The 21,919-nt window shown below is 68.5% G+C and carries 18 protein-coding genes and 1 pseudogene; 7 read left to right on the forward strand and 12 right to left on the reverse strand.

Annotation, left to right across the window (positions count from 1 at the left end; translation table 11 throughout):
• From QMO14_RS28435 to QMO14_RS28450, 4 genes and pseudogenes are all read left to right on the forward strand, one after another.
• Window positions 1–240: pseudogene (locus QMO14_RS28435) on the forward strand (hypothetical protein); the annotation flags it as partial.
• 7 nt (window positions 241–247) lie between these two features.
• Window positions 248–1,588 carry an adenylosuccinate synthetase gene (locus tag QMO14_RS28440; protein ID WP_301511298.1) on the forward strand — a complete coding sequence of 447 codons (1,341 nt, stop codon included), beginning with the start codon at window positions 248–250 and terminating at the stop codon, window positions 1,586–1,588.
• Between the two features lie 224 nt (window positions 1,589–1,812).
• On the forward strand, window positions 1,813–3,684 hold the full coding sequence (locus QMO14_RS28445) for a sialidase family protein (RefSeq protein WP_301511299.1): 1,872 nt from the start codon (window positions 1,813–1,815) through the stop codon (window positions 3,682–3,684).
• A gap of 177 nt (window positions 3,685–3,861) precedes the next feature.
• Window positions 3,862–4,170, forward strand: coding sequence for a 1-deoxy-D-xylulose-5-phosphate synthase (locus tag QMO14_RS28450; RefSeq protein WP_301511300.1), 309 nt, complete (start codon window positions 3,862–3,864; stop codon window positions 4,168–4,170).
• A gap of 40 nt (window positions 4,171–4,210) precedes the next feature.
• Here QMO14_RS28450 and QMO14_RS28455 read toward each other — a convergent pair whose 3' ends face one another.
• Complete coding sequence (locus tag QMO14_RS28455; RefSeq protein WP_301511302.1) at window positions 4,211–5,947, reverse strand: YadA family autotransporter adhesin; 1,737 nt, start codon at window positions 5,945–5,947, stop codon at window positions 4,211–4,213.
• A gap of 242 nt (window positions 5,948–6,189) precedes the next feature.
• Between QMO14_RS28455 and QMO14_RS28460 the strand changes: the two genes are divergently transcribed.
• The gene (locus tag QMO14_RS28460) at window positions 6,190–6,375 is read left to right on the forward strand and encodes a hypothetical protein (RefSeq protein WP_301511303.1); all 186 of its coding nucleotides are present in this window, start codon (window positions 6,190–6,192) and stop codon (window positions 6,373–6,375) included.
• Window positions 6,376–6,462: 87 nt separating this feature from the next.
• Here the strand turns inward: QMO14_RS28460 and QMO14_RS28465 are convergent, their stop codons facing one another.
• On the reverse strand, window positions 6,463–8,370 hold the full coding sequence (locus QMO14_RS28465) for a GspE/PulE family protein (RefSeq protein ID WP_301511304.1): 1,908 nt from the start codon (window positions 8,368–8,370) through the stop codon (window positions 6,463–6,465).
• Window positions 8,371–8,568: 198 nt separating this feature from the next.
• Between QMO14_RS28465 and QMO14_RS28470 the strand changes: the two genes are divergently transcribed.
• The gene (locus QMO14_RS28470; RefSeq protein WP_301511305.1) at window positions 8,569–8,910 is read left to right on the forward strand and encodes a hypothetical protein; all 342 of its coding nucleotides are present in this window, start codon (window positions 8,569–8,571) and stop codon (window positions 8,908–8,910) included.
• 10 nt (window positions 8,911–8,920) lie between these two features.
• Here the strand turns inward: QMO14_RS28470 and QMO14_RS28475 are convergent, their stop codons facing one another.
• From QMO14_RS28475 to QMO14_RS28520, 10 genes are all read right to left on the reverse strand, one after another.
• Window positions 8,921–9,382, reverse strand: a complete 462-nt coding sequence (locus QMO14_RS28475) for a GNAT family N-acetyltransferase (protein ID WP_301511306.1) — start codon at window positions 9,380–9,382, stop codon at window positions 8,921–8,923.
• 53 nt (window positions 9,383–9,435) lie between these two features.
• A complete protein-coding gene (locus tag QMO14_RS28480) occupies window positions 9,436–10,389 on the reverse strand; it encodes a GTP-binding protein (protein WP_301511307.1) in 954 nt (317 codons plus the stop codon).
• Window positions 10,389–12,089 (reverse strand): amidohydrolase, encoded by a 1,701-nt coding sequence (locus QMO14_RS28485; RefSeq protein WP_301511308.1) that lies wholly within the window; start codon window positions 12,087–12,089, stop codon window positions 10,389–10,391. The genes QMO14_RS28480 and QMO14_RS28485 overlap by 1 nt, the downstream gene beginning before the upstream one ends.
• The gene (locus tag QMO14_RS28490) at window positions 12,086–13,123 is read right to left on the reverse strand and encodes an ABC transporter ATP-binding protein (RefSeq protein ID WP_301511309.1); all 1,038 of its coding nucleotides are present in this window, start codon (window positions 13,121–13,123) and stop codon (window positions 12,086–12,088) included. The genes QMO14_RS28485 and QMO14_RS28490 overlap by 4 nt, the downstream gene beginning before the upstream one ends.
• Entirely contained in the window at window positions 13,120–14,172 is a 1,053-nt protein-coding gene (locus QMO14_RS28495; RefSeq protein WP_301511312.1) for an ABC transporter ATP-binding protein, read from the reverse strand. Before QMO14_RS28495 ends, QMO14_RS28490 begins: the two co-directional genes overlap by 4 nt.
• Window positions 14,173–14,323: 151 nt before the next feature.
• A complete protein-coding gene (locus tag QMO14_RS28500; RefSeq protein WP_301511320.1) occupies window positions 14,324–15,217 on the reverse strand; it encodes an ABC transporter permease in 894 nt (297 codons plus the stop codon).
• Window positions 15,218–15,231: 14 nt separating this feature from the next.
• A complete protein-coding gene (locus QMO14_RS28505) occupies window positions 15,232–16,209 on the reverse strand; it encodes an ABC transporter permease (RefSeq protein WP_301511322.1) in 978 nt (325 codons plus the stop codon).
• A gap of 20 nt (window positions 16,210–16,229) precedes the next feature.
• Window positions 16,230–17,855 carry an ABC transporter substrate-binding protein gene (locus tag QMO14_RS28510; protein WP_301511313.1) on the reverse strand — a complete coding sequence of 542 codons (1,626 nt, stop codon included), beginning with the start codon at window positions 17,853–17,855 and terminating at the stop codon, window positions 16,230–16,232.
• A 241-nt stretch (window positions 17,856–18,096) separates the two neighbouring features.
• The gene (locus tag QMO14_RS28515; protein WP_301511314.1) at window positions 18,097–19,584 is read right to left on the reverse strand and encodes an FAD-binding oxidoreductase; all 1,488 of its coding nucleotides are present in this window, start codon (window positions 19,582–19,584) and stop codon (window positions 18,097–18,099) included.
• Window positions 19,585–19,621: 37 nt separating this feature from the next.
• Window positions 19,622–20,029, reverse strand: coding sequence for a nuclear transport factor 2 family protein (locus tag QMO14_RS28520; RefSeq protein WP_301511316.1), 408 nt, complete (start codon window positions 20,027–20,029; stop codon window positions 19,622–19,624).
• 148 nt (window positions 20,030–20,177) lie between these two features.
• On the opposite strand from QMO14_RS28520, the gene QMO14_RS28525 reads away from it, so the two are divergent.
• Window positions 20,178–21,716 carry a PLP-dependent aminotransferase family protein gene (locus tag QMO14_RS28525; protein WP_301511318.1) on the forward strand — a complete coding sequence of 513 codons (1,539 nt, stop codon included), beginning with the start codon at window positions 20,178–20,180 and terminating at the stop codon, window positions 21,714–21,716.
• The last annotated feature ends 203 nt before the right edge of the window (window positions 21,717–21,919 follow it).

The following is a 21,919-nucleotide window of genomic DNA, read 5'->3' on the forward strand; positions in this document are numbered from 1 at the left end:
GGCCGCCGGCATCGTCGCGCTCACCGAGAAGGCCCCGAGAAGGCCGTGCCCAGCCTCGAGGCGCTGGCCGGCGTGATGAGCGCCACCGGCATGGAAAAGGAACGCGTGGGCGGCGTGCTGCACGCGCTCGACGCCTACGCCGCGCTGCTCGACCCGAACGCGCCGCGCCACGCGCCGCCCGGCGTGGCGGCAGCGGCCGCCGGCCCGCGCTCGTCGTGGTGGAAGCGGCTCTTCGGCTGACGGCCGTGTGACAGCCGACGCCGCCACGCACTACGTCTCGCTGCTGGGCCTCGGCTTCGGGGACTGCGGCAAGGGGCTCTTCACCGACCACCTCAGCGGCGCGCCGGGCGCCCACACCGTGGTGCGCTTCAACGGCGGCGCGCAGGCCGGGCACAACGTCGTGCTGGCCGATGGGCGGCATCACACCTTTTCGCAGTTCGGTGCCGGCAGCTTCAATGCCGGCGTGGGCACCGTGCTTGCGAGCGCGGTGGTCGTGCACCCTACGGCGCTGCGCATCGAGGAGGCTGCGCTGCGCCGGGTCGGCGTGGAAGACGCCTTCACGCGACTGTCGATCGACGCACGCTGCCGCGTGACCACGCCGTTCCATCAAGCGGCAGGCCGCCTGCGCGAATGGGCGCGGGGCGAGGGCGCGCACGGCAGCTGCGGCGTTGGCGTGGGCGAGACCGTGCGGCAGGCGTTGGCTTCGCCCGATGAAGCGCTGCTCTACGGCGATCTGCGCAATCCCGCCCGCACGATCGAGAAGATCGAGGCACTGCGCAGCGCACTGCTGCGCGAGTTCGAGGCCAGCCCTGCGCTGCACCACGCTGATGCCGCACAGGAAATCGCCATGCTGCGCGACGGCACGCTCGCTCGCCGCTGGCTCGAAGCTGCAGCGCCGTGCGTGACGCAGTCGCCGCCCACCGGCATCGACCGCATCGCCGAGCGCCTCGCGCGCCCCGGCGCCGTGATCTTCGAGGGCGCCCAGGGCGTGCTGCTCGACGAATGGCACGGCTTCCATCCGCACACCACCTGGAGCACCATTTCCACTGCCGCCGTCGAGGCCGTGCTGCACGACGCCGGCATCGACGCCCCCGTGCAGCACCTCGGCGTGCTGCGCAGCTACCTCACGCGTCACGGACCCGGCCCGCTGCCCACGCACGACCGCATGCTCGACGCGCGGCTGGCCGAGCCGCACAACGCCGATGAAGGCTGGCAGGGCGTGTTCCGCAGGGGCCACCCCGATGGGGTACTGCTGCGATACGCACTCGACGTGGTCGGAACGCTCGACGGGCTGGTGGTGAGCCACCTCGATGCCATCGAGGGAACGGGGCTGCGCTGGTGTTCGGGCTACCGCACGGCCGATGCGGGCCGCCTTGCGTCACTGCCGCTGGGCAGCATGCACGACCTCGATCATCAACACGAGCTGACCAGGCTGCTGCAGGGCGCCGAGCCGATCTACGAGCCGCACCTCATCGCCACGCCGCACGCGTGGGTGGAACACGCAGAGGCGCTGAGCGGCCTGCCGGTGCGCTTCGGCTCTTTCGGGCCGACGCGGGAGAGCGTGCGAGGGCGCAAGCATCTGCCCTGATCGAGTACACAAGTGGGGCGGCCGGCGGTGGCGTGCGACCTGTCGATCGGGGCAAAAGCGGGTTCTGTTGCAAGGAGCGTCTTTCCAAGCTCCTGGGACGCTGGCCGACCTCCTTACCCGAGCTGCCGGAATGTGACTTTGCGCATCAATTTCTTACAATGCGTTGCGTTCCGTCTCGCCGGTGCAACCCGAATCGCGCCTTCGTACATTCACCGCCTCCGCTCATGCCTTCGTCCAGACTTGCCTGCCGCTTCGTTCGCAATGCCCGCCTGGCCGCAGGCCTGATCGCCGCTCTGGCGTTGGCCGCGTGTGGCGGTGGCGGGGGTGGCGCCGGCAACGCGGCATTCTTCGTTCCCCCCGCGCAGCAGCCCGCTGCGCCTGCGCCCGGCGGCACATCCGGCGAATCCACGGTGCTGATGCGCGTCAAGCCGGAGGCGGTCGGCGTCAACTGCTCCTTGGGCGGCGCGCGCGTCGAAGCCGGCCTGGATGTCGACGGCAATCACGCGCTCGCGGACAGCGAAGTCACCTCCACGCAGTACATCTGCAACGCCACGGCCGGGGTGGATGGCCTCAGCACGCTGGTGCGCATGCGGGCCGAGCCCGCCGGCACCAACTGCGCGCTAGGCGGCTCGCAGGTGCTGGCCGGCAAGGATCTGAACCGCAATGACGTGCTCGAGGATGCGGAGGTGACCAGTTCGGCCTACGTCTGCGGCGGTGCGCCGGGGGCGACGGGCGCCGCAGGGTCGAATGGCCGCGACAGCCTGCTCGCATTCGCGGCCGAAGCCCCGGGTGGCACCTGCACCTATGGTGGTCAACGAGTGCAATCCGGGCTGGACCTGAACGCCAACGGCGTGCTCGATGCCGCGGAGGTCACGGCCACGGCCTACGTGTGCGCGGCCGCGCCGGCCGATACGCGCTGGGTCAGCGTCACCGCCTCGAGTGTCCAGACCGAGTCGAACACCGGCTATCAGGCGAATTCGAGCACCGGCGTCACGCTCACGCTGCCGCCCGCGCCCACGGTGGGCGATTGGATCAAGGTGGTGGGGGTGGGCAGCGGCGGGTGGACCATCGCGCAGAACGCGGGGCAGCGCATCGACACCCGCAGCCTGCCCGGCGGATCGGACTTCGACTGGCGCCCGGTGGGGCCCACCGGTAGCTGGAGCGGCCTGGCCTCGTCCGCCGATGCCACTCGTCTGGCGGCAGTATCCAGCAGCGGCGAGCTGTACACCTCGAGCGATTCCGGTGCGACCTGGAACCTGCGCCTCACGGGACAGCCCTGGAGCGGCGTCGCTTCTTCCAGCGATGGCCTTGCGCTGGTCGCTGCAACCAACGGCGGTGCGATTTTCCGCTCGACCGACGGCGGCAGCACGTGGTTCGACGACGGATCGTCCCGAGCCTGGAGCGCGGTGGCCAGTTCCGCCGACGGGTCGCGCCTGGTCGCGACCGCCTACAACGGGCAGATCTGGACCTCGTCGGACGGCGGCAGCAGCTGGACGGCGCGTGAGTCGGCCCGCACATGGCGCGCCGTGGCTTCTTCGGCCGATGGCCGGGTTCTGGTGGCGGCCACCAATGGTGCCCAGCTGTATGTCTCGACCGACTATGGCGTGAACTGGACCGCGCGCGCGAGCGCCCAGTTCTGGTGGTCGGCGGCGGCGTCGGCGGACGGCAGCATCCTGTACGCCACCGTGGACACGGGCGCCGTCTGGGTCTCCACCGATTCCGGTACCACATGGGAATCGCAGACCGTCAGCCGGGATTGGCGAGGCATCACCACGTCCGCCGACGGCCGCTACGTCGTGGCCGCCACCAGCGGTGGCCGTATGTACGAGTCCAGCGACCGCGGCCAGACCTGGCGCGCGACCGGCGACGCCGGTGCCTGGACCGCGGTCGCGAGCAGCGCCGACGGCGTGAAGGTGGCCGCCGGCAAGTCGGGCTCGGCCATCCAGCTCGGCGCGCGTCGCATTTCGACCACCCTGGGCGTGGCCGGATCGATTTCCGGAGGGCAACAGGACTCGCTGGAACTGCAATACGTGGGAGGCGGCGTGTTCATGCCCGTCGGCTACGTGTTGGCCAATGTGGCATTCGTCGTTCGCTGAATCCGCTCCGCGGCTCCTCTCGCGCTGGTGTCCTGTCCCGCTGATACGTGAGCAGGGCCGCTTCACATCCGATACGCTGGCCTTTGGGAAGACCAACGGCATCAACGCACAAGACCGTCAGGGGCTTCCGGGCGGACGGAGCCTGAAACGTCTTTCGCTCGGTGGAGTTGAAGTCAAATGAAGAGCCGCATCATGTACATCGAGGCGAAGACGAACGGTCTGACGGGACCGGCCCGCATTGGCCGGGTCAGGGTTTCCAAGACGGGCGCGACGCTGTACTACGCAGGAAAGACGTTCAGCAGCTTGAAGGGGTGCGGCTTCAAGTCAAACTATTTCGACGTGGAAACCGGCGAGCGCTACTGGATTTCAGGACCGCGAAAGGATGGGCGCGATGCGCTTTATCCGACGCACATCCGGCCCACCATAGACGAAGACGTGCGGGAGGAGTACTGGTCGAAGATCCGTAGAACCACAGTGCCGCGCTAGGAGCTACAGGCCCACGACCAACCGACGCCGCACCTAGGCCTCACCACGCATACCCCGCCTGCACCCTAGCCGCGACCCTGCTCCCGCTCCCACTGCTCGTAGCCGTCGAAAGCCCCACGCCCAGGTTCAGGTTGTCGTTGACCTGATAGCCGAAAGCGACGCCCACCCCCGACGCGCCCGCGTAGTTGCCGACGGCGGCGCCCATCCATTTCTTCCCTGCAGCCAGCGTCGGCATCGACGGCATGGCCAGGGCGGCCGCTACGCCTTGTGCGGCGAATGCATTGGCCTGGCTCGTTGCGTTGGCCACGGCCTGCTGCAGTTGGCCGAGGTTGACGGCGTCTGTGCCCAGCACGCCGGGCGCGACATTCGTGATGCCGCGCAACTGGTTGGTGGCTGCGTTGCCGACCGACACGGTGTTGTCGCGGTCGGCCACCGAGCCCTGGCCCAGTGCCACGGCGTTGTTGCCGCTGGCCAGCGTGTTGGCGCCCAGCGCGACGGCGTTGTTGCCGGTGGCGATTGCGTTGTTGCCGACGGCGGTGGTCGGGTCGGCCAGTGCCTTCGCGCCCGCGCCGATGGCGACCGAGCCCGCGTGGCCAGCCTGCGCGCCGTTGCCGACGGCGACGGTGTTCTCTCCATTGGCCTGCGCGTTGGTGCCCATCGAGGTGCTCCCCGCGCCGCTGGCGCCTGCGCCCGGGCCGCAGGCCACGGAGCCGCTCGCGCTCACCGCGCACACGCCGCTGGAAAGCGCCTGGTTCATCAACGACTGCAGCGCCGTGACCTGCTGCACGGTGAAGTTGTTCGCGGTGGTGATGGCCGTCTGCTGCGCCTGCTGCACCTGGCCGACGTTGGCCGCGTCGGTGCTCGCCTGGCCCGCGCTCACGTTGCTGACGACGGTGCCCGCGCCGCCGTTGGCGTTGAGCTGCAGCGTGGTGCCGCCCGCGACGTACTGCGCCGAGTTCTGCGCCAGGCCGAGGGCCGTGTTGGAGGTCTGCTGCACGGTGTAGAGCTGGCTGCCGTTGACGGCATCGGTGCTGGTGGCGCTCACCGTGCCCGCGCTCACGTTGACGAGGGTGCGCGTCTGGCCCGCCGAGCCGAAGGAAACGGAGTTCGCCGCGGTGGCGACGGAGTTGGCGCCGATGGCCACGCTGTTGGTCGCGCCGCTGGCGACCTGGCTGCCCGTGCCGACGGCCACGCTGCCTGTGGCAAGCGCCGATGCGCCGGCCGACCCGTTGTAAGCACCACCGATGGCCGTGCTGCCATTGCCCGACGCCACCGCGCCCTGGCTGGCGCCCGAGGCGCTGCCGATGGCGACCGCCGAGATGCCGGACGCCTGCGCACCGCTGCCGCCCGCCTGTCCGGGGAAGCCGCAGCAGCCCTCCGCGCCCTGGCCTCCCGACCCCACGGCGATGGCGCCGCTGGCCGAGGCCTGCGCGCCGCTGCCGCCGTTACCGCCCGTGCCGCCCGCGGAGCCCTGTCCGGCCGTGCCGCCACCGCCGATGGCCGTCGCGCCGTTCGCGCTTGCGCTGGCACCCGCTCCGCCCGTGCCACCGGTGCCGCCAGCTGTTCCGTTGCTGCCGTCGCCGCCCGCGCCGATCGAGGTGGCGCCGTCTCCCGAGACCGTGGCCGCGCTGCCGCCGCCGCTGCTGCTCCAGCCCGGCTGGCTGAGGCCGGGGTTGCCGGCGTCACCGGCCACGTAGCCTGCTGCGTGGGCGCTGCCCATGGCGAGCAGAGCCACGGCCGGCAAATACCGGCACGAGAACTGGAGTCGAGTGAGCATGGTTCTTCCCTTGCAAAAACGGATAAGACAAAACGCGGCCGAGTGTGTCTTTTTGTTTTCATGAGTTCCATACCCGAGAACTGGTAGATCTGGCCCTGGCGGCCTTCGGATCAGCGCCTGCGCGCCGCCGGCCCGGTGGTGCGGCAGCCGTCCGACGAGTTCGACCACTACTGGAGCAGCACCGTCGTCTACCCGGTGGCGCGCATCGCCGGCAGCGCGCTCATGCCCGAGCAACTGCGGCAGTGCTTCGACAAACTCACGGCGGCCGCCAAACCGCCGCAGGCGCCGCGCATTCCGCCAGGCAGCTCGACAGCTTCGCCGACGCCGGCAGTGCCTACCGCCTGCGGCTGGACACCGGCGGCCGCAACGTCGAGTGGACCGAGGAAGACGAGAACGGCAAGCAGACGGCCTGCGACGTTCCGCCCTAGACCGCCGCGTGGCAGCGGCTCAAGCCGCGGCTGATCGAGCCCTGCATTCCGCAGAGCCAGCTGTAGCGCTGCAGCTGCGGCGGCCGCTCACACGTTGCTGGTCGCGCGCACTTCCTCGATGCTGGTCTGCCCGGCCAGCACCTTCTCGATGCCGTCCTGGCGCAGCGTGCGCATGCCTTCGCCCAGTGCGGCCTGCTGGAGCTCCTCGGCGCGCGCGCCGGTCTGCACCAGGCGACGCAGCGTCTTCGACATGGTCATCAGCTCGTGGATGCCCACGCGGCCCTTGAAGCCGGTGTCTGCGCAGTGCTTGCAGCCCTTGCTGGTGTAGGTGTGCAGCCGGCCGTCGCGGCCGTGGCGCTGCACCCAGCCCGCCAGCACCGCCTGGCGCTGCGCCGCATCGCGCTGCTGCTCGGGGCCGAAGGCGTGCATGTAGTCGTCCAGCAGTTCTTCGACGGCCTCGGGGCTCGCGGGCGTGCCGGTGGTGCACTGCGTGCACAGGCGGCGCACCAGCCGCTGCGCGAGCACGGCCAGCAGCGAGTCGGCGAAGTTGAACGGGTCCATGCCCATGTCCAGCAGGCGCGTGACGGTCTCGGGTGCGCTGTTGGTGTGCAGCGTCGACAGCACCAGGTGGCCGGTCAGCGAGGCCTCGATGGCGGTCTTCGCGGTTTCCTCGTCGCGGATCTCGCCCACCATGATCACATCGGGGTCGGCGCGCACGAAGGCACGCAGCGCCTTGGCGAAGGTCCAGTCGATGCGGGGATTGATCTGCACCTGCCGCAGCCCCGACTGGGTGATTTCCACCGGGTCTTCCGCCGTCCAGATCTTGCGCTCGGGCGTGTTGATGTGCATCAGTGCCGAGTGCAGTGTGGTGGTCTTGCCCGAGCCCGTGGGGCCCACGCACAGCACCATGCCGTAGGGGCGCTCGACGGCCCTGGTCAGCTGCGCGAGGTTCTCGGGCGACAGGCCCAGCCGGTCCATCGGGATGGGCTTGGCCGAGGCCAGGATGCGCATGACCACGTCCTCGAGACCGTTGTTGGTGGGAATGGTCGCAACGCGCAGCTCGATGCGATGCTGCGGCGAGTACTTGGCGAAGTTGATCTTGCCGTCCTGCGGATTGCGCTTCTCGCTGATGTCCAGGTCGCACATGATCTTGATGCGCGCGACGATCGCGTTGCGGTAGCTCGGCGGCAGCTCCAGGTAGGTATGGAGCAGGCCGTCGCGCCGGAAGCGGATGCGGGTCTTCTCCTGGCCGGGGTAGCTTTCGATGTGGATGTCGGAGACGCCCTCGCGATGCGCCTCGACGATCATGCTGTTGATCATGCGCACCAGCGAGTTGTCCGACTGCTCGATGGGGGCCTCGCTCACCGCCTGCGGGGCGGAGACCTCCTTCTCCAGCGTCTGCAGCAGTTCGCTGGTGCCGGCCACGTCGAAGTCCAGCGGCTGGCTGGGGTCGAGGCTGGCCGCGAAGGGGTTGGGCGCGGCGCCGGTGTGCTCGCCGATCTTCTCGTACACCGCGTTCAGTACGCCGTCGAGGTCCAGGCATTGCCCGACCACCGGCGTGACCTTCATCTGCGCGATGAACTCCACCTCGTCGAGCGCCGAATGCCGGCTGGTCGGATCGTCGATGGCGACGATGAGCCGCCCCTCGTTCAGCATCAGCGGCATGACCTGCAGGCGCCGCGCCACCGCATGCGGCAGCTTGCGCAGCGCCTCGGCCGCCGGTGGATAGAGATGCAGGTTGACCAACGGGTAGCCCATCTTGCGCACCAGCGCCGCCTGCAACTGGCCCCGGCTCACCACGCCCATGCGCACGAGCGTCTCGCCCAGCGGCACCATCGGATCGAGTTTCTGGCGCTCGAGCCCGGCGCGCAGCTGCTCCTGCGTGATCATGTCCAGCGAGATCAGCGCCTCGCCGATGCGCGCGATGGGCGTGCGGCTCTGCGCGTCGAGCGCGTTCAGCAACTGCTCCGGCATGACGACTTCGTTGATGGACATTGGGGAGGTTCTCCTGCTCGATTTCGTGCATGGATCGTAGAGCGGGATCGTGTCCATTGCCACAGGTTCGAGCTTGAGTACGCAAGTACTCAAGTCAACGAAAAGTGAACGTACGACGGCAACCTTCGGCACGGTCCGCGCAGCGGATTTCCTTTCGTCCTACGCGCACCAGCCGCCGCCTCGCCAAACATCGATGGAATGCATCGATACGTACTTGCCACCGGCGTGGTGCTGGGCATGCTCTGCCTCGCGGCGACGGCGGAGCCCATCAAGCTTCCCGTCGACAGTGACGAGAAGGGCTCCGTCTACGTCGCCCCCAACGTCAATCCCACCGAGACCTCGGCCACCGTCGACGGCGCCACGGTCGGCGTGCAGCGCCCCGACGGCAGCGGCACCTACATCGGCACCGACACTTCCACGCCAAGGCCGACCTACTCGCTGGGAGGGAGCACCGGCGGCAACTTGTCGTTCTCGGGCGGCGTGCAGACGGATGGCAAGAACAACAACGGCGTGAAGGCCGGCGTGACGATCAAGTACTGAGCCGCCGGTCTCAGACCAGCGTGCCGTACACGATGAAGCCGTCGTGCGTGGCGACCTTGTCGTAGAGCGTGCGGCCCGCCGTGTTGGTCACGTGCGTCTGCCAGTACACGCGATGGCCGCCCGCGAGCTTCACGCGCTCGTACACCCCGTTGATCAACTGCCGGCCGACGCCCCTGCCGCGTTCGGAAGGAAGCGTGAACAGGTCCTGCAGGTAGCAGGTCGGCTCCAGGCGGGTGGTGCTGCGGTGGAACAGGTAGTGGGTGAGGCCGACCAGTCGCCCGTCGCGTTCGGCCACCAGCGCATGCACGGGTTCGTAGGCATCGAAGAAGCGCTGCCAGGTGGCCTGCGTGATCTCGTCGGCGAGGGCGGTCGGGCCCTCGCGGCCGTAGAAGGCGTTGTAGCCGTCCCAGAGCGGTTTCCATGCCGCGTAGTCGTCTGGAGCCGGTGGGCGGATCAACAGGGAAGAGGTCATGTCGTCGGATCGCGTTGAAACCCGCGATTGCATCACGACAGGGTCGACGTCGCTCAGGCCGCGAAGAATTCCTTCAGCATCTTTTCAGGCAACTGCCGCTGCAGGCCGATGGCGACGATGCCGGCACGGGCCTGTCCCGACGGTGGCGAAGCCTTGCGCACCGAGCCATGGCGGCCCGCGTACTGCACTTCGGACCACTCGTCGCCTTCCGCGCCATGGCCGGTGCGCAGCAGCCCCTTGAGCCGCAGCACGCCCGGCGGCATCTCGCGCAGCCAGGCGCGCAGCGTGGCTGCCGGGATCGTCGCTTCGGGCTGCGCGCTCCAGGTCTGGAAGATCTCGCCGTGGCCGGGCGATTCATGCCCATGGTCATGGGCGCAATCCGGGCCGCATGCATGCGGCGCGGGGGCGGGCCGCGGCAGCCCCGAAACCAGCGCCAGCGGCACCGCCGCCTCGACGGTCTCGATGCACGGCGTGCCGGGGGCGCTGCCTTCCACCCAGACCTTTGCGGCGGCCAGTGCCTCGGCCGAAGCGATGTCGGCCTTGTTCAGCACCACCAGGTCAGCCGACCTCAGCTGCCGCGCCAGCGTGTCGGCCAGCAGCGGGTCGGTCGACTGCCGCGCGGCCACGCTCGCATCCACCATCACGATCACGCCTTCGAGGCTCAGTTCCGGCGCCGCCATGCCGATCTGCGCGATGCGCCACGGGTCCGACACGCCGCTGGCCTCGATCACCACCGCGTCGAAGGGCGTCTTCGCCTCGATCACGTCCACCAGCGCTCGCCCGAGGTCGTCGCCGATCTGGCAGCACACACAGCCGTTGGTCAGCGCCACCGTGTCGCCATGCGTGGCGGCGATCAGCCCGGCGTCGATGTTGAGCGCGCCGAAGTCGTTCACCAGCACCGCCATGCGCAGGCCCCTGGCATCGCGCAGCCATCGGTTGAGCAGGGTGGTCTTGCCGGCGCCGAGGAAGCCGCCGATGACGGTGAACGGAAGCCTCCTTCCCGGCATCACGCGCCCTGGCCTCTCTGCGCCTCGAACACCCGGCCCGAGAGCACCGTGCCCCACACGCGGGCGTCCTTCAGCGCCATCGGGTCCATTTCGAGCGGGTCGTCTTCCAGCACGCAGAAGTCGGCGCGCTTGCCGCATTCGATGCTGCCGATCTCGCCGTCCAGCTTCAGCGTCCATGCGGCGCCCAGCGTGATGGCGCGCAGCGCCTGCGCAACGGTGATGCGCTCGGCCGCGCCCAGCAGCCGGCCCTTGGGCGTGATGCGGTTGACGGCGCACCAGGCGGTGAAAAGCGGACCGAGAGGCGTCACCGGCGCGTCGGAGTGGATGGCCAGCGGCACGCCCGCGGCCAGCGCGCTGCCGCAGGCATCGAGCCGGTTGGCGCGGTCGGGGCCCATGGTCATCTCGTAGTGCTGGTCGCCCCAATACCAGATGTGGTTGGCGAACAGGTTGGCGCACAGGCCCAGGGCGGCCATGCGGCGGAACAGCGGCGCGTCGATCATCTGGCCGTGCTGCAGCGTGTGGCGGTGGTCGGGGCGCGGAGCGCGCGCCAGCACGCGCTCGATGGCGTCGATGGCCACCTCGCTGGCCTCGTCGCCGTTGGTGTGCGTGTGGATGGTCAGGCCCGCGCGGTGGTAGGTCTCGAAGTCGGCCTCGTACTGCGCGGGTGCGGTCACCCAGATGCCGTTGGGCGCGCCGTTGAAGTGGCCCGGCCAGCGCAGCCGCGCCGAGAAGCCCTGGATCGAGCCGTCGAGCATCATCTTCACCAGCCCGTAGCGCAGCCGGTCGGTGTTGCGCGGCATCAGCGACTTCACGTGCTCCGCACCCTGCGCGGCACCGTGCGTGCCGTGGAAGGCCTGGAACGCGGGGAGGATGCGCACGCCGAAACCGTCGTCGCCCGTGGCCTTCTCCAGCACGCTGCAGTCCTCGGGCGTGAGCTTGTTGACCAGGTCGGTCGCGGTGGTCACGCCCTGCAGGCAGGCCAGCCGCGCGAAGGAGCGCACGCCGGCCTCGGTCATCGGCGCGAGCAGGCCGGCGTTGCCGATCTTGCGCAGCACCAGAAACATGGCGGCCGGCTCCTGCAGCTCGCCGGTCGGCTCGCCTTCATTGGCGCCGTCCGCGAACTTGACCACGCCTTCCACCTCGTTGTCGCGCGTGATCTCGGCAATGCGCAGCATCGCGCTGTTGACGTTCATCAGGTGGCCGTTGGCATGGCCGATGACGATGGGCCGCGTGCTGCTCGCGCGGTCGACGTGCTGCACCGTCATGCGCTCGCCGCCGAAGTAGATGGGGTCGAACCCCCAGGCAACGAGCGGCTCGCTGTCGGGAATGCCGTCGGCCGTCATCTTCGCGGCCACCTCCGACAGGCGGGCGACCACCTCGTCCATCGAGCGCAGACCGCTCCACACCTTGCCCTCGGGGTCGCGGCGGTCGAACCATCCGAGGTACGTCCAGTCCCACATGCTGCCTTCCTTCAGGTGGCAGTGGCCTTCGACGAGGCCGGGCATCACCACCTTGCCGGCGAAGCGCTCGTCGAGCGTGAACGGGCCCCAGCCCTGCATGTCCGCGAGCGCGCCCACGGCCAGCACTCGGCCGTCGCGCACCGCCACGTGGGTGGCGTGCGGCTGCATCGGGTTCATGGTGATGATCCTGCGAGCGGCGTAGACGGTGGTGGTCGTTGTGCTTGTTGTTTGTTGGCTCATGGCGATTCCGGAATCGAAAGAGGAGGGCGCGGCAGCCCGTCGACGAGGTCGACGCGCCTGCAGCGAACCCAATGATCGGGCGCGACTTCGCGCAGCGGCGGCAGCTCGGCCGCGCAGGCCGCTTCCGCCACCGGGCAACGGCCGGCGAAGCGGCAGCCCTTGGGCGGGTCGATGGGGCTGGGCGGGTCGCCGCTCAGCTTGATGCGGTTGGCCGCGCGTCGGCGCCCGCCGCTCACCGTGGGCACGGCCGACATCAGCGCCACGCTGTACGGATGCAGCGGCCGCGCGAAGAAGCTGCGGCGCGGCGCGCGCTCGACGATCTGGCCCAGGTACATCACGGCGATGTCGTCGCAGATGTGTTCCACCACCGCCATGTCGTGCGAGATGAAGAGATAGGTCAGGCCCAGCTCGCGCTGCAGCCGCGCCAGCAGGTTCAGTATCTGCGCGCGGATGGCGATGTCGAGCGCCGACACAGGTTCGTCGCACACCACCAGCTCCGGGTTGGTGGCCAGCGCCCGCGCGATGTTGATGCGCTGGCGCTGTCCGCCCGAGAACTGGTGCGGAAACAGGTGCTGCTGCTCCGGCCGCAGGCCCACCGCCTCGAAGAGCTCGGCCACGCGGCGCGTGCGCTCCTCGGGTGTGCCCACACGCATCAGGTCCAGCGGCGCGCGCACGGCGGCGCCCGCGCGCTCGCGCGGATTCAGCGAGGAGAACGGGTCCTGGAAGATGATCTGCATCCGCGTGCGCGCCTGCCGCAGCGCCTCGCCCTGCAGCGCGCCCAGATCGGTGTCGCCCAGCTGCATGCGCCCCGAGGTGACGGGCGCGAGCCGCATCACGGCCAGCGCGGTGGTGGTCTTGCCCGAGCCCGATTCGCCGACCACTGCCAGCGTGCTGCCGCGGCGCACCTCGAAGGAGACGCCGTCCACCGCCTTCACCACCTCGGGCGTGCGGCCCCAGCCGGCCTTGCCGCGCGGAAAGTGCACCTTCAGGTCGTCGACCGAAAGCAGCGTGTCGGTCTTGCCGATGAACGTCATGCGGCCTCTCTTTCGCGTTGATCGAGCGCTTCTGCATGCAGCCAGCAGGCCGCGCCGTGCGGTACGCCCGCCGCCACCTCGCCATGCACCGCGAACATCGGCGGCACCTCGGCGGCGCAGCGCGGCATCGCGCGCGGGCAGCGCTCGCGGAAGGCGCAGCCGGTGCCCAGCTCCCATATCGAAGGCACCACGCCGGCGATCTCGGCGAGGTCTTCGCGTCCGTCGCCGTCCTGTGCCGTGCTGCTGCCCAGCTCGGGAAGGCAGTCGATCAGGCCGCGCGTGTAGGGGTGGCCGGGCTCCGACAGCACCTGCTCGGTGGTGCCCTGCTCGATGACGCGGCCGGCGTACATCACCATCACCCGGTCGGCCATCTCGGCCACAGCGCCCATGTCGTGCGTGATGAGCATGATGGCCGTTCCCTTCTCGCGCTGCAGCTCGCGCAGCAGGTCGAAGATCTGGGCCTGCACCGTCACGTCGAGCGCGGTCGTTGGCTCGTCGGCTATCAGTATGTCGGGCCTGCAGGCCAGCGCCATCGCGATCATCACGCGCTGGCGCATGCCGCCGGAGAGCTGGTGCGGGTACTCGTCCACGCGCCGCTCGGGCGCCGGAATGCCCACCTGCCGCAGCATCTCGATGGTCCGCTCGCGCGCTGCATGCGCGTTCATTCCGGCATGCAGCCGCAGCGATTCGCCGATCTGGTCGCCCACGGTGAACACCGGGTTCAGCGAAGTCATCGGCTCCTGGAAGATCATCGAGATGCGGTTGCCGCGCACCTCGCGCATGCGGGCATCGGTGGCTTGCACCAGGTCTTCGTCCTGGAACAGCACCCGGCCGCTGCGGATGCGCCCCGGCGGCGAGGGAATGAGCCGCAGCAGTGCCAGCGCCGTCATGCTCTTGCCGCAGCCCGACTCGCCGACCACGCACAGCGTTTCGCCGGCACGGATCTCGAAGTCGACGCCATTGAGCACCAGCGCCTGTCCGCGCCGCGTCTTGAACTCCACGTGCAGGTCCTGCACGCGCAGCAGCGTGCTATCGGAAGGCGAAGTCATGCAGAGATACCTTTCGCACGCAAATCTGCGGACATTTCCGGCGTGGCGTCTTTTCCGGGAATACCGCGGAACCGGCTTTGCCGGGCCGCAGGTATTGCCCCCCTCAAGGGGGTTGGCGGCCACACGAAGTGGGCAAGCCTGGGGGTGGACTTCATCTTTCCCTCAGTTTCGGGTTGAGGGCATCGTTGAGGCCGTCGCCGATCAGGCTCACGGCCAGCACGGTGATGAAGATGGCCGCGCCGGGGAAGGCCACGGCCCACCAGCACGAAAGCACGTACTGCCGGCTGGAGCCGATCATCAGCCCCCAGCTCATCTGGTTCGGATCGCCCAGGCCGAGGAAGGACAGCCCCGCCTCGAACAGTATCGCCGCGCCGATGGCCAGCGTGGCCGACACCACCAGCGGTGGCAGCGCGTTCGGCAGGATCACCTTCCAGATGATGCGCGCGTCGCGCGCGCCGATGGCCCGCTCCGCGCGTACGAACTCCAGCCCGCGGTACTTCATGAACTCCGCGCGCGTGAGCCGCGCGGTGCCGGTCCAGCTCACGATGCCGATGGCCAGCGTCACCGTCACCAGCGTGGGCGAGAACAGCGTCACCACCACCATCGCGAAGAGCAGCGCGGGCAGCACCTGGAAGAACTCCGTCAGCTTCATCAGCGCGGCATCGATCTTGCCGCCGTAGTAGCCGGCGAAGGCGCCGAGCGTGATGCCGATCAGCACCGACAGCAGCGCGGCCACCGCGCCCACCAGCAGCGTGGCGCGCCCGCCGTAGATCAGCGCGGTGAGCACGTCGCGGCCCAGGTAGTCGCTGCCGAGCCATGCGTCTTCGCTGAAGGGCGGGGTGAGCGGCGCGGCCTTGATCTCGAACGGGTCGGCCGGGTAGAGCCAGGGCCCGGCGATGGCCACGACCAGCACGATCAGCAACATGGCCATGCCTGCGATGGCGGCGGGGTTGCGCAGGAACATGCGCAGCGCCTCCATGCCGGGGTGTTCCACGCGCACCGGCGGCCTGGCGGCGGGTTTGGAAGCGGAAGCAACAGGAGGCATCGCGATGACCTTGCTCATGAGGCCCTGATCCGTGGGTCGATGAAGCGGTAGCACAGGTCGGTGAGCTGATTCATCACCACCACCACGATGGAGGAGAACAGCAGCACGCCGAGGATGGTGGGGTAATCGCGCCGCAGCACCGACTCGAAGGCCAGCCGGCCGAGGCCGGGCCAGTTGAATACCGTCTCCACCAGGATGGCGCCCGCCAGCACGTTGCCGAACTGCAGCCCCAGCACCGTGACCACCGGCAGCAACGCATTGCGCAGCGCATGCTTGTAGAGCACCACGCGGTCGGCCAGACCCTTGGCGCGCGCTGTGCGGATGAAGTCGGAGCCCAGCACGTCGAGCATCGACGAGCGCGCGAGCCGGCTGTACTGCGCCAGGTACACCAGGCTCAGCGTGAGCGTGGGCAGCACCAGGTGCTGCGCCACGTCGAGCATGTCCGCGAAGCCGCCGGTGCCCGTCGAATCGATGGAGCGCATGCCCGCGACGGGAAGAATCGGGAAAACCGAGGCCAGCAATATCACCAGCATGATCCCCAGCCAGAACACCGGCGCCGCGAAGCCCACCAGCGACAGCACGGTGATGAACTGCGACAGCAATCCGTTGGGCTTGCGCGAGGACAGCACGCCCAGCGCCGTGCCCGCGAAGAACGCCAATAGCACTGAACTCAGCACCAGCAGAAGGGTGGCCGGCACGCGCTCGCCGATCATCTGCGTTACCGGCAGGTTGAAGAAGTACGAGTAGCCCAGGTCGCCGCTCGCGACCTTGCCCAGGTACACGGCCAGCTGCACCGGAAGCGACTTGTCGAGCCCGTACTGGGTGCGCAGCTGAGCCATCAGCTCGGGCGACATGCCGCCGCTGGCGCCGGCGATGGTTTCCACCGGGTCGCCCGGCGCGGCGTGCACCAGCACGAAGTTGAGCACCACCACGGCGAGCACCAGGCCAAGGGCCTGGAGCATTCGCGAGGCGACATGGCGCAGAAATGGCAGCATGCCCATGACCGCCCGCCTTACTTGAAATACACCTCGTCCAGCGGCGACAGCGGCCCCCAGATGGTGACCGGCACGTTGCCCACCTTCTTGCTGGAGGCGGTGTGATAAGGAACCTGGTTGATGAACTCGATGGGCAGTTCGTCCGTCACGATCTTCTGGAAGGTCGCGTAGTAGGCCTTGCGCTGCGTCGGGTCGATCAGGCTGCCGGCGGTGTTGAGCAGCTCGTCCACCTTCGGGTTGGCATACGACTGGGTGTTGGTCCAGACGATGGGCTTGATGTTGGTCGACAGGTAGGTGCGGTGCACGCCGATGATCGGGTCGCCCCAGTTGAACACCGTGTCCATCGACATGTCGAAGTCGTGCGAGGCCAGCCGCTTGGCCCAGGCCGGAAAGTCGGCCGAGGCGCGCACCTCCACCGTGATGCCCACCTTCTTGAGCTGGCCGCGGATGTACTCGGCCACGTTCTTCTGCTGGTCGTCCACGCCGGGCAGGTAGTCGATGGTGAGCTTGAAGCGCTCGCCGCCGGAGCCCGCCTTGTAGCCCGCGGCGTCGAGCATTTCGCCGGCCTTCTTCAGGTCGAGCGGGTAGCGAACCAGGTCGGAAACGGCAAACGGGCTGCTGGCCACCAGCGGGCCGTCGGACACGGTGGCGAAGCCGCCCATCAGCGCCTTGGTGATGAAGTTCTTGTCGATGGCGGTGGCGATGGCCTTGCGCACCTGCACGTCCGACAGCGGCTTCTTCGCCGTGTTGAATGCCAGCCAGTTGAGCGCGCCGATACCGTCGTAGCCCTTGGCCGTGAGCGACATCTTCGGGTCGTTGGCCAGGCGCTTCAGGTCGGTGGGCAGCGTTGCGAAGGGCACCATCTGGATGTCGCCGCGCTCCAGGCCGAGCATCAGGCTCGCCGAGTCGGGCGTGATGTTGATGATGACCTTGTCGAGGTAGGGGCGGCCCGGGATGAAGAACTTGTCGAAGCGTTCCAGCACCACGCGCTGCGCGGGCTTGAACTCGGCCACGCGGAACGGGCCCGAGCCGATCACGTCGGTGGTGTTGCGCGGATGGTTCTTCAGGTCTTGTCCGTCGCCGTAGATGTGCTTGGGAAGAATGGGGCACAGCGCAGGCGACATCGCCAGCACGATGGCCGGGTGCGGCACGGCCATGCGGATGACGGCGGTGTACGCATCGGGCGTCTCCACCTTCTCCACCGGCCCCATCATGGTGGTGAACGGATGGTTGGCCTTGATGGCCATGATCGAGAAGGCCACGTCGGCCGAGGTGACCGGCTTGCCGTCGTGGAACAGCGCGTCCTTGCGCAGCTTGAGCGTGAGCGACTTGCCGTCGTCCGCAAGCTTCCAAGACTCGGCCAGGTAGGGTTGCGGGTTCCACTTGTCGTCGAAGCGCAGCGGGCTCGCGAAGATCTGCGTCGAAGGCATGGCGGTGGCAATGCCCGACTGCACCGCGCCGTTGAGGTGCCGGGGCGTCTGCGTGCTGCCGATCACCAGCGTGCCGCCTCGTTTCGGTTCTTCAGCCGCGAAAGCGGACAGCGGGAGCAGGTTGCTCGCGGCCAGCAGCGTGGCGGACAGCAGCGTCGCGCGGCGCGTGAGCAGGGGGGAAACCAGGGGAAGCTGGGAAGGGGGAAGCTGCATGACAGGACCTCGGGAAGTTCGACACAGGCAATCGGAGTCGGTCATCGTCGATGCATGTGATGTGCAACGCGAAGACCTTGTGTCGAAGATAGGCCCTGGGTGCATGTCGGCGAAGAGCCAACCCGCTGCGACTCGCAGGGCCAGAAGGCGCGGGTTTGCCCCGTTGTGCAGCGAGGCGGTGCGCCACTTCGGGGAATGCGCGACGGCAGTGCGCCGCGCTTCCTTTCTTTTTCCTTTCTTTCTACTTCTCGTCGCGCAGCCAGTACCACTTGTAGAGCATGCGCTGCCCCAAGCGCCTGAACGGCGCGAAGGCGCGCGACTCCACCACGCCCAGCACGTTGGGAAAGGGCAGCTGCGAGTGGTAGATGGGCAGCTCGAATACTTCCTTGCCCGCGTCCTTGCCCGCCACGCGCTCGGCCAGCCGCTTGCCCGCCCAGGTCGAGAACGACACGCCGTTGCCACCGTAGCCCACCGCGTACCAGATGCTCCTGGAGGAGTCGGGTTGGGTGATGCGCGGCATCATGTCGTGGCTCATGTCGACCCAGCCCCACCACGAGTAGTCGATGCGGATGCCCGCCAGCGGCGGGAACTTGCGCGCGATGGCGTCGGTGAGCAGCTTCAGGTGCACCGCGCCCTCGGCGTCGGCGCCGCTCACCGCGCTGCGGCTGCCGATCTGCAGCCGGTTGCCTTCGAGCAGCCGGTAGTAGAAGCGCAGCGTGCGCGTGTCGGTCAGGAATGTCTTCGAGCGGAAGTTGGTCGCCTGCAGCTCCGCATCGGTCAGCGGGCGCGTGACCACCGAGTTCGACAGGATCGGCATGATCCGGTCCTTCAGCATCGGGTTCAGCGCCTGCCCCGTGTAGCCGCCGGTGCACACCGCCACGCGGCGCGCGCGCACCACGCCACCGGGCGTGCGCAAGTGGTGCACGCCATCGATGGTCTCCCAGCCCTGCACCGGGCTCGAGGTGTGCACCGTCACGCCCAGCGCGCGGGCGCGCCGCATCAGGCCGAAGGTGAACTTCAGCGGATGGATGCCGATGCCCTCGGCCTCGTACATCGCGCCGACTGTCTCGCGCTCGTCGCAGTAGTCGCGCCGCACTTCCTCGGCGCTCATCATGCGGGTGGCGTAGCCGAACTTCTCGCGCATCAGCCGCGCCTCGGCGTCGAGGATGGGCAGCTTTTCCTTGCGGTGCGCAAGATAGAGATGGCCGCCGTCGCAGGCATCGCAGTCGATCTGCGTGGTGAGGTGGCGGAAGTTCTCGAAGCCGCTGCGGATCTCGGCGTCGAGCTTCTTCGCGGTGTCCAGGCCCCAGCGCTCGATCCACTGCGAGCGCTTGAGCCGGCCGCTCGCGTTCTGTCCCTGGCCGCCGCTGCGGCTGGAGCAGCCCCAGGCCGCCTGGTTGGCCTCGAGCACCGTGGCGCGGATGCCGTGCTCCTGCGCGAGATACAGCGCGGTCGACATGCCTGTCGCGCCCGAACCGATGACGGCCACGTCGACGTCGATGTCCTGCGTGAGCGGGCCATCGTCCTCCGGCGGCGAGCCGGCGCTGGCCACCCACCAGGTGGGCGCGTAGGCGCGGCCGGCGCCGGGGTCGGGGGCGAGCAGCGGGTCGTATTGCGGATCGTAGGGGCGGGAGGGGGCTTTGGGCGGCTGCTGCTGATGCTGGAGCGCCGCGCTGTCGATGCTGGCCGCGCTGGCGTCCACGCGGCGCGCAGTGCTTGTCATGGTCATGGAAGGCTCCAATCGAAGAAGAGAGCTGAAGAACGGTTCACCTGGCGGCGGGCAGATTGGGCCGCGCCTTGCGGAACACGTTCTTCAGGTGGATCTTTCCGTCCTTGAAGGTGAAGACGTCGATGCCGTCGGTCTCGATGCGGCTGCCGTCGGCGGCGGTGCCGGTGAAGGTCCATTGCGAGGTGCCGAAGTCGCCATGCACGAAGTGCTGGCCGTTGGTCCATTGCGCATCGGGCACCGTGGCCCACGCGGCGGCGAAGGCGGTGCGCACCGCATCGGTGCCGACATGGCGCGTGCCGCAGGCATCGGGGCCGGCGGCGGTCTGGAAGATGCAGTCGGGCGTCATGAAGCTCATCAGCGCGTCGATGTCGTGGCGGTTCCAGGCATCGCTGAAGGCGGCGAGGGTGTCGGTGGTCACTGCGGGAGCGGCGGAAGAAGAAGGCATGGCGGTTGCACTGGGGCTCGTGAATTCGATGAAGCAAGCGTAGGCAGCGGCATGCCCGCGCGATAGGGCCAGTTGCGGGAATTCGACCGAGCCAGAACGCCACGGATGCGCCACGGATCGGCATGCCTGCCCTAAACTGCGGCGCACCATGCCCCCGAATCCGCGAGCCATCCAGTGGGCGCAGCTGTTCGCGCTGCCCGATCAACCGGCGCTGCCGCTGCAGGCCCGCCTGCGGACTACCGTTGTGCAGGCCATCCTCGAGGAGCACCTGGCGCCCGGCGCGCCGCTGCCTTCCTCGCGCGAGCTGGCCGCGCTGCTCGGGCTGAGCCGCAACACCGTCACCTCGGCCTACCTGCAGCTGATCGACGAAGGTTTTCTGGAAGCGCGCCCGCGCAGCGGCGTCTTCGTGGCGCACGGCGCGCGGCCGCTCACGGCCGTGCACGCCGAGCCGCTGGTGGGGCGCAGCGGCCAGGCGACCCAGCCGCCGGACTGGTCGGGCCGTGTGCTGCGCTCGCTGGTCGACAAGCCCACGCTCTCCAAGCCCGACCGCTGGCGCGACTATCCGTACCCGTTCGTCTACGGCAACTACGACCCGCAGCTGTTTCCCACGGAAGACTTCCGCGAATGCTGCGCGCGCAGCCTGGCGCGCTCGCAGCTGCCGCACTGGACGCCCGATTTCGAAACCGACGACGTGCCCGATCTCATCGAGCAGATCCGCACGCGCCTGCTGCCCAAGCGCGGCGTGTTCGCGCTGAAGGAAGAGATCCTCGTGACCATGGGCGCGCAGCACGCTTATTACCTGCTGGCCGAGGCGCTCTTCGACGAGCAGACCCGCGTGGGGCTGGAAGAGCCTGGGCACCCGCATGCGCGCAACAGCTTTTCATTGCGGCAGCCGAAGTGGGTCGAGGTGGATGTCGATGAAGACGGGCTGGTGGTCGATGCGCTGCCCGCGGCCGACTACCTCTTCGTCACGCCTTCTCACCAGAGCCCCACCACCGCCACGCTGAGCCTGGAGCGGCGGCAATGGCTGCTGCGCAAGGCAGAGCTGCAGGACTTCGTGATCATCGAGGACGACTACGAGGCGGAGAACCTGTACGAAGGCACGCCGATGCCCGCGCTCAAGAGCCTGGACAAGACGGGGCGCGTGATCTACGTAGGGTCGGTGTCGAAGAGCCTGTCGCCTGCGCTGCGGCTGGGGTTCATCGTTGCGCCTCGGGCGCTCATCAAGGAACTGCGCGTGATACGGCATGCGATGGTGCGGCATCCGAGCGCTTTCTTGCAGCATGCTTATGCGCTGTTTCTCTCTCTTGGGCATCACGAGTCGCATGCTCGAAGGGTGAACCATGCGATGCAGGAGAGGCTTGCGTTGGCTGCTCAGGCGTTGAGGGAATATTTGCCGGATTTCGAGTTCCGGCTGCCTTCGGGGGGGGCTTCCATCTGGGTGCAGGCGCCTGCCTGGGTGGATGCTACTGAGCTTGCTTTGATGGCTCGGAGTCATGGGGTGTTGATCGAGGCGGGGGATGTGTTTTTTGCTCGGCCTCCTTATCCATGTCCCTTTTTCCGATTGAGGTTGTCTTCTATTGCGGCTGGGCAGATTCCGGCCGGGATTCGGGCTTTGGCTTTGGCTTTGGGGGAGTTGGCTTTGGCTCGTGGTGAAGTGCGTTCTTTGGGTGGGTTTACTCACTGAGGGGTGTTTGCTTTCCGGGGCCGGGACTCGCCCCGGCGGGCGACCTACTTTTCTTTGCTTCGCCAAAGAAAAGTAGGCAAAAGAAAGGCGACCCCACTGTCTGCGACCCCTTCGCTGCGCTACGGGGCAACCTGCGGTGCTCGCGTTTCGCGGGGTCTCGCCCAAACTCGCTTCGCTCAGACAAGGGCGAGCCCTGATCCGCG

Source organism: Variovorax sp. CAN15, assembly GCF_030462475.1.
Lineage (GTDB): Bacteria > Pseudomonadota > Gammaproteobacteria > Burkholderiales > Burkholderiaceae_C > Variovorax.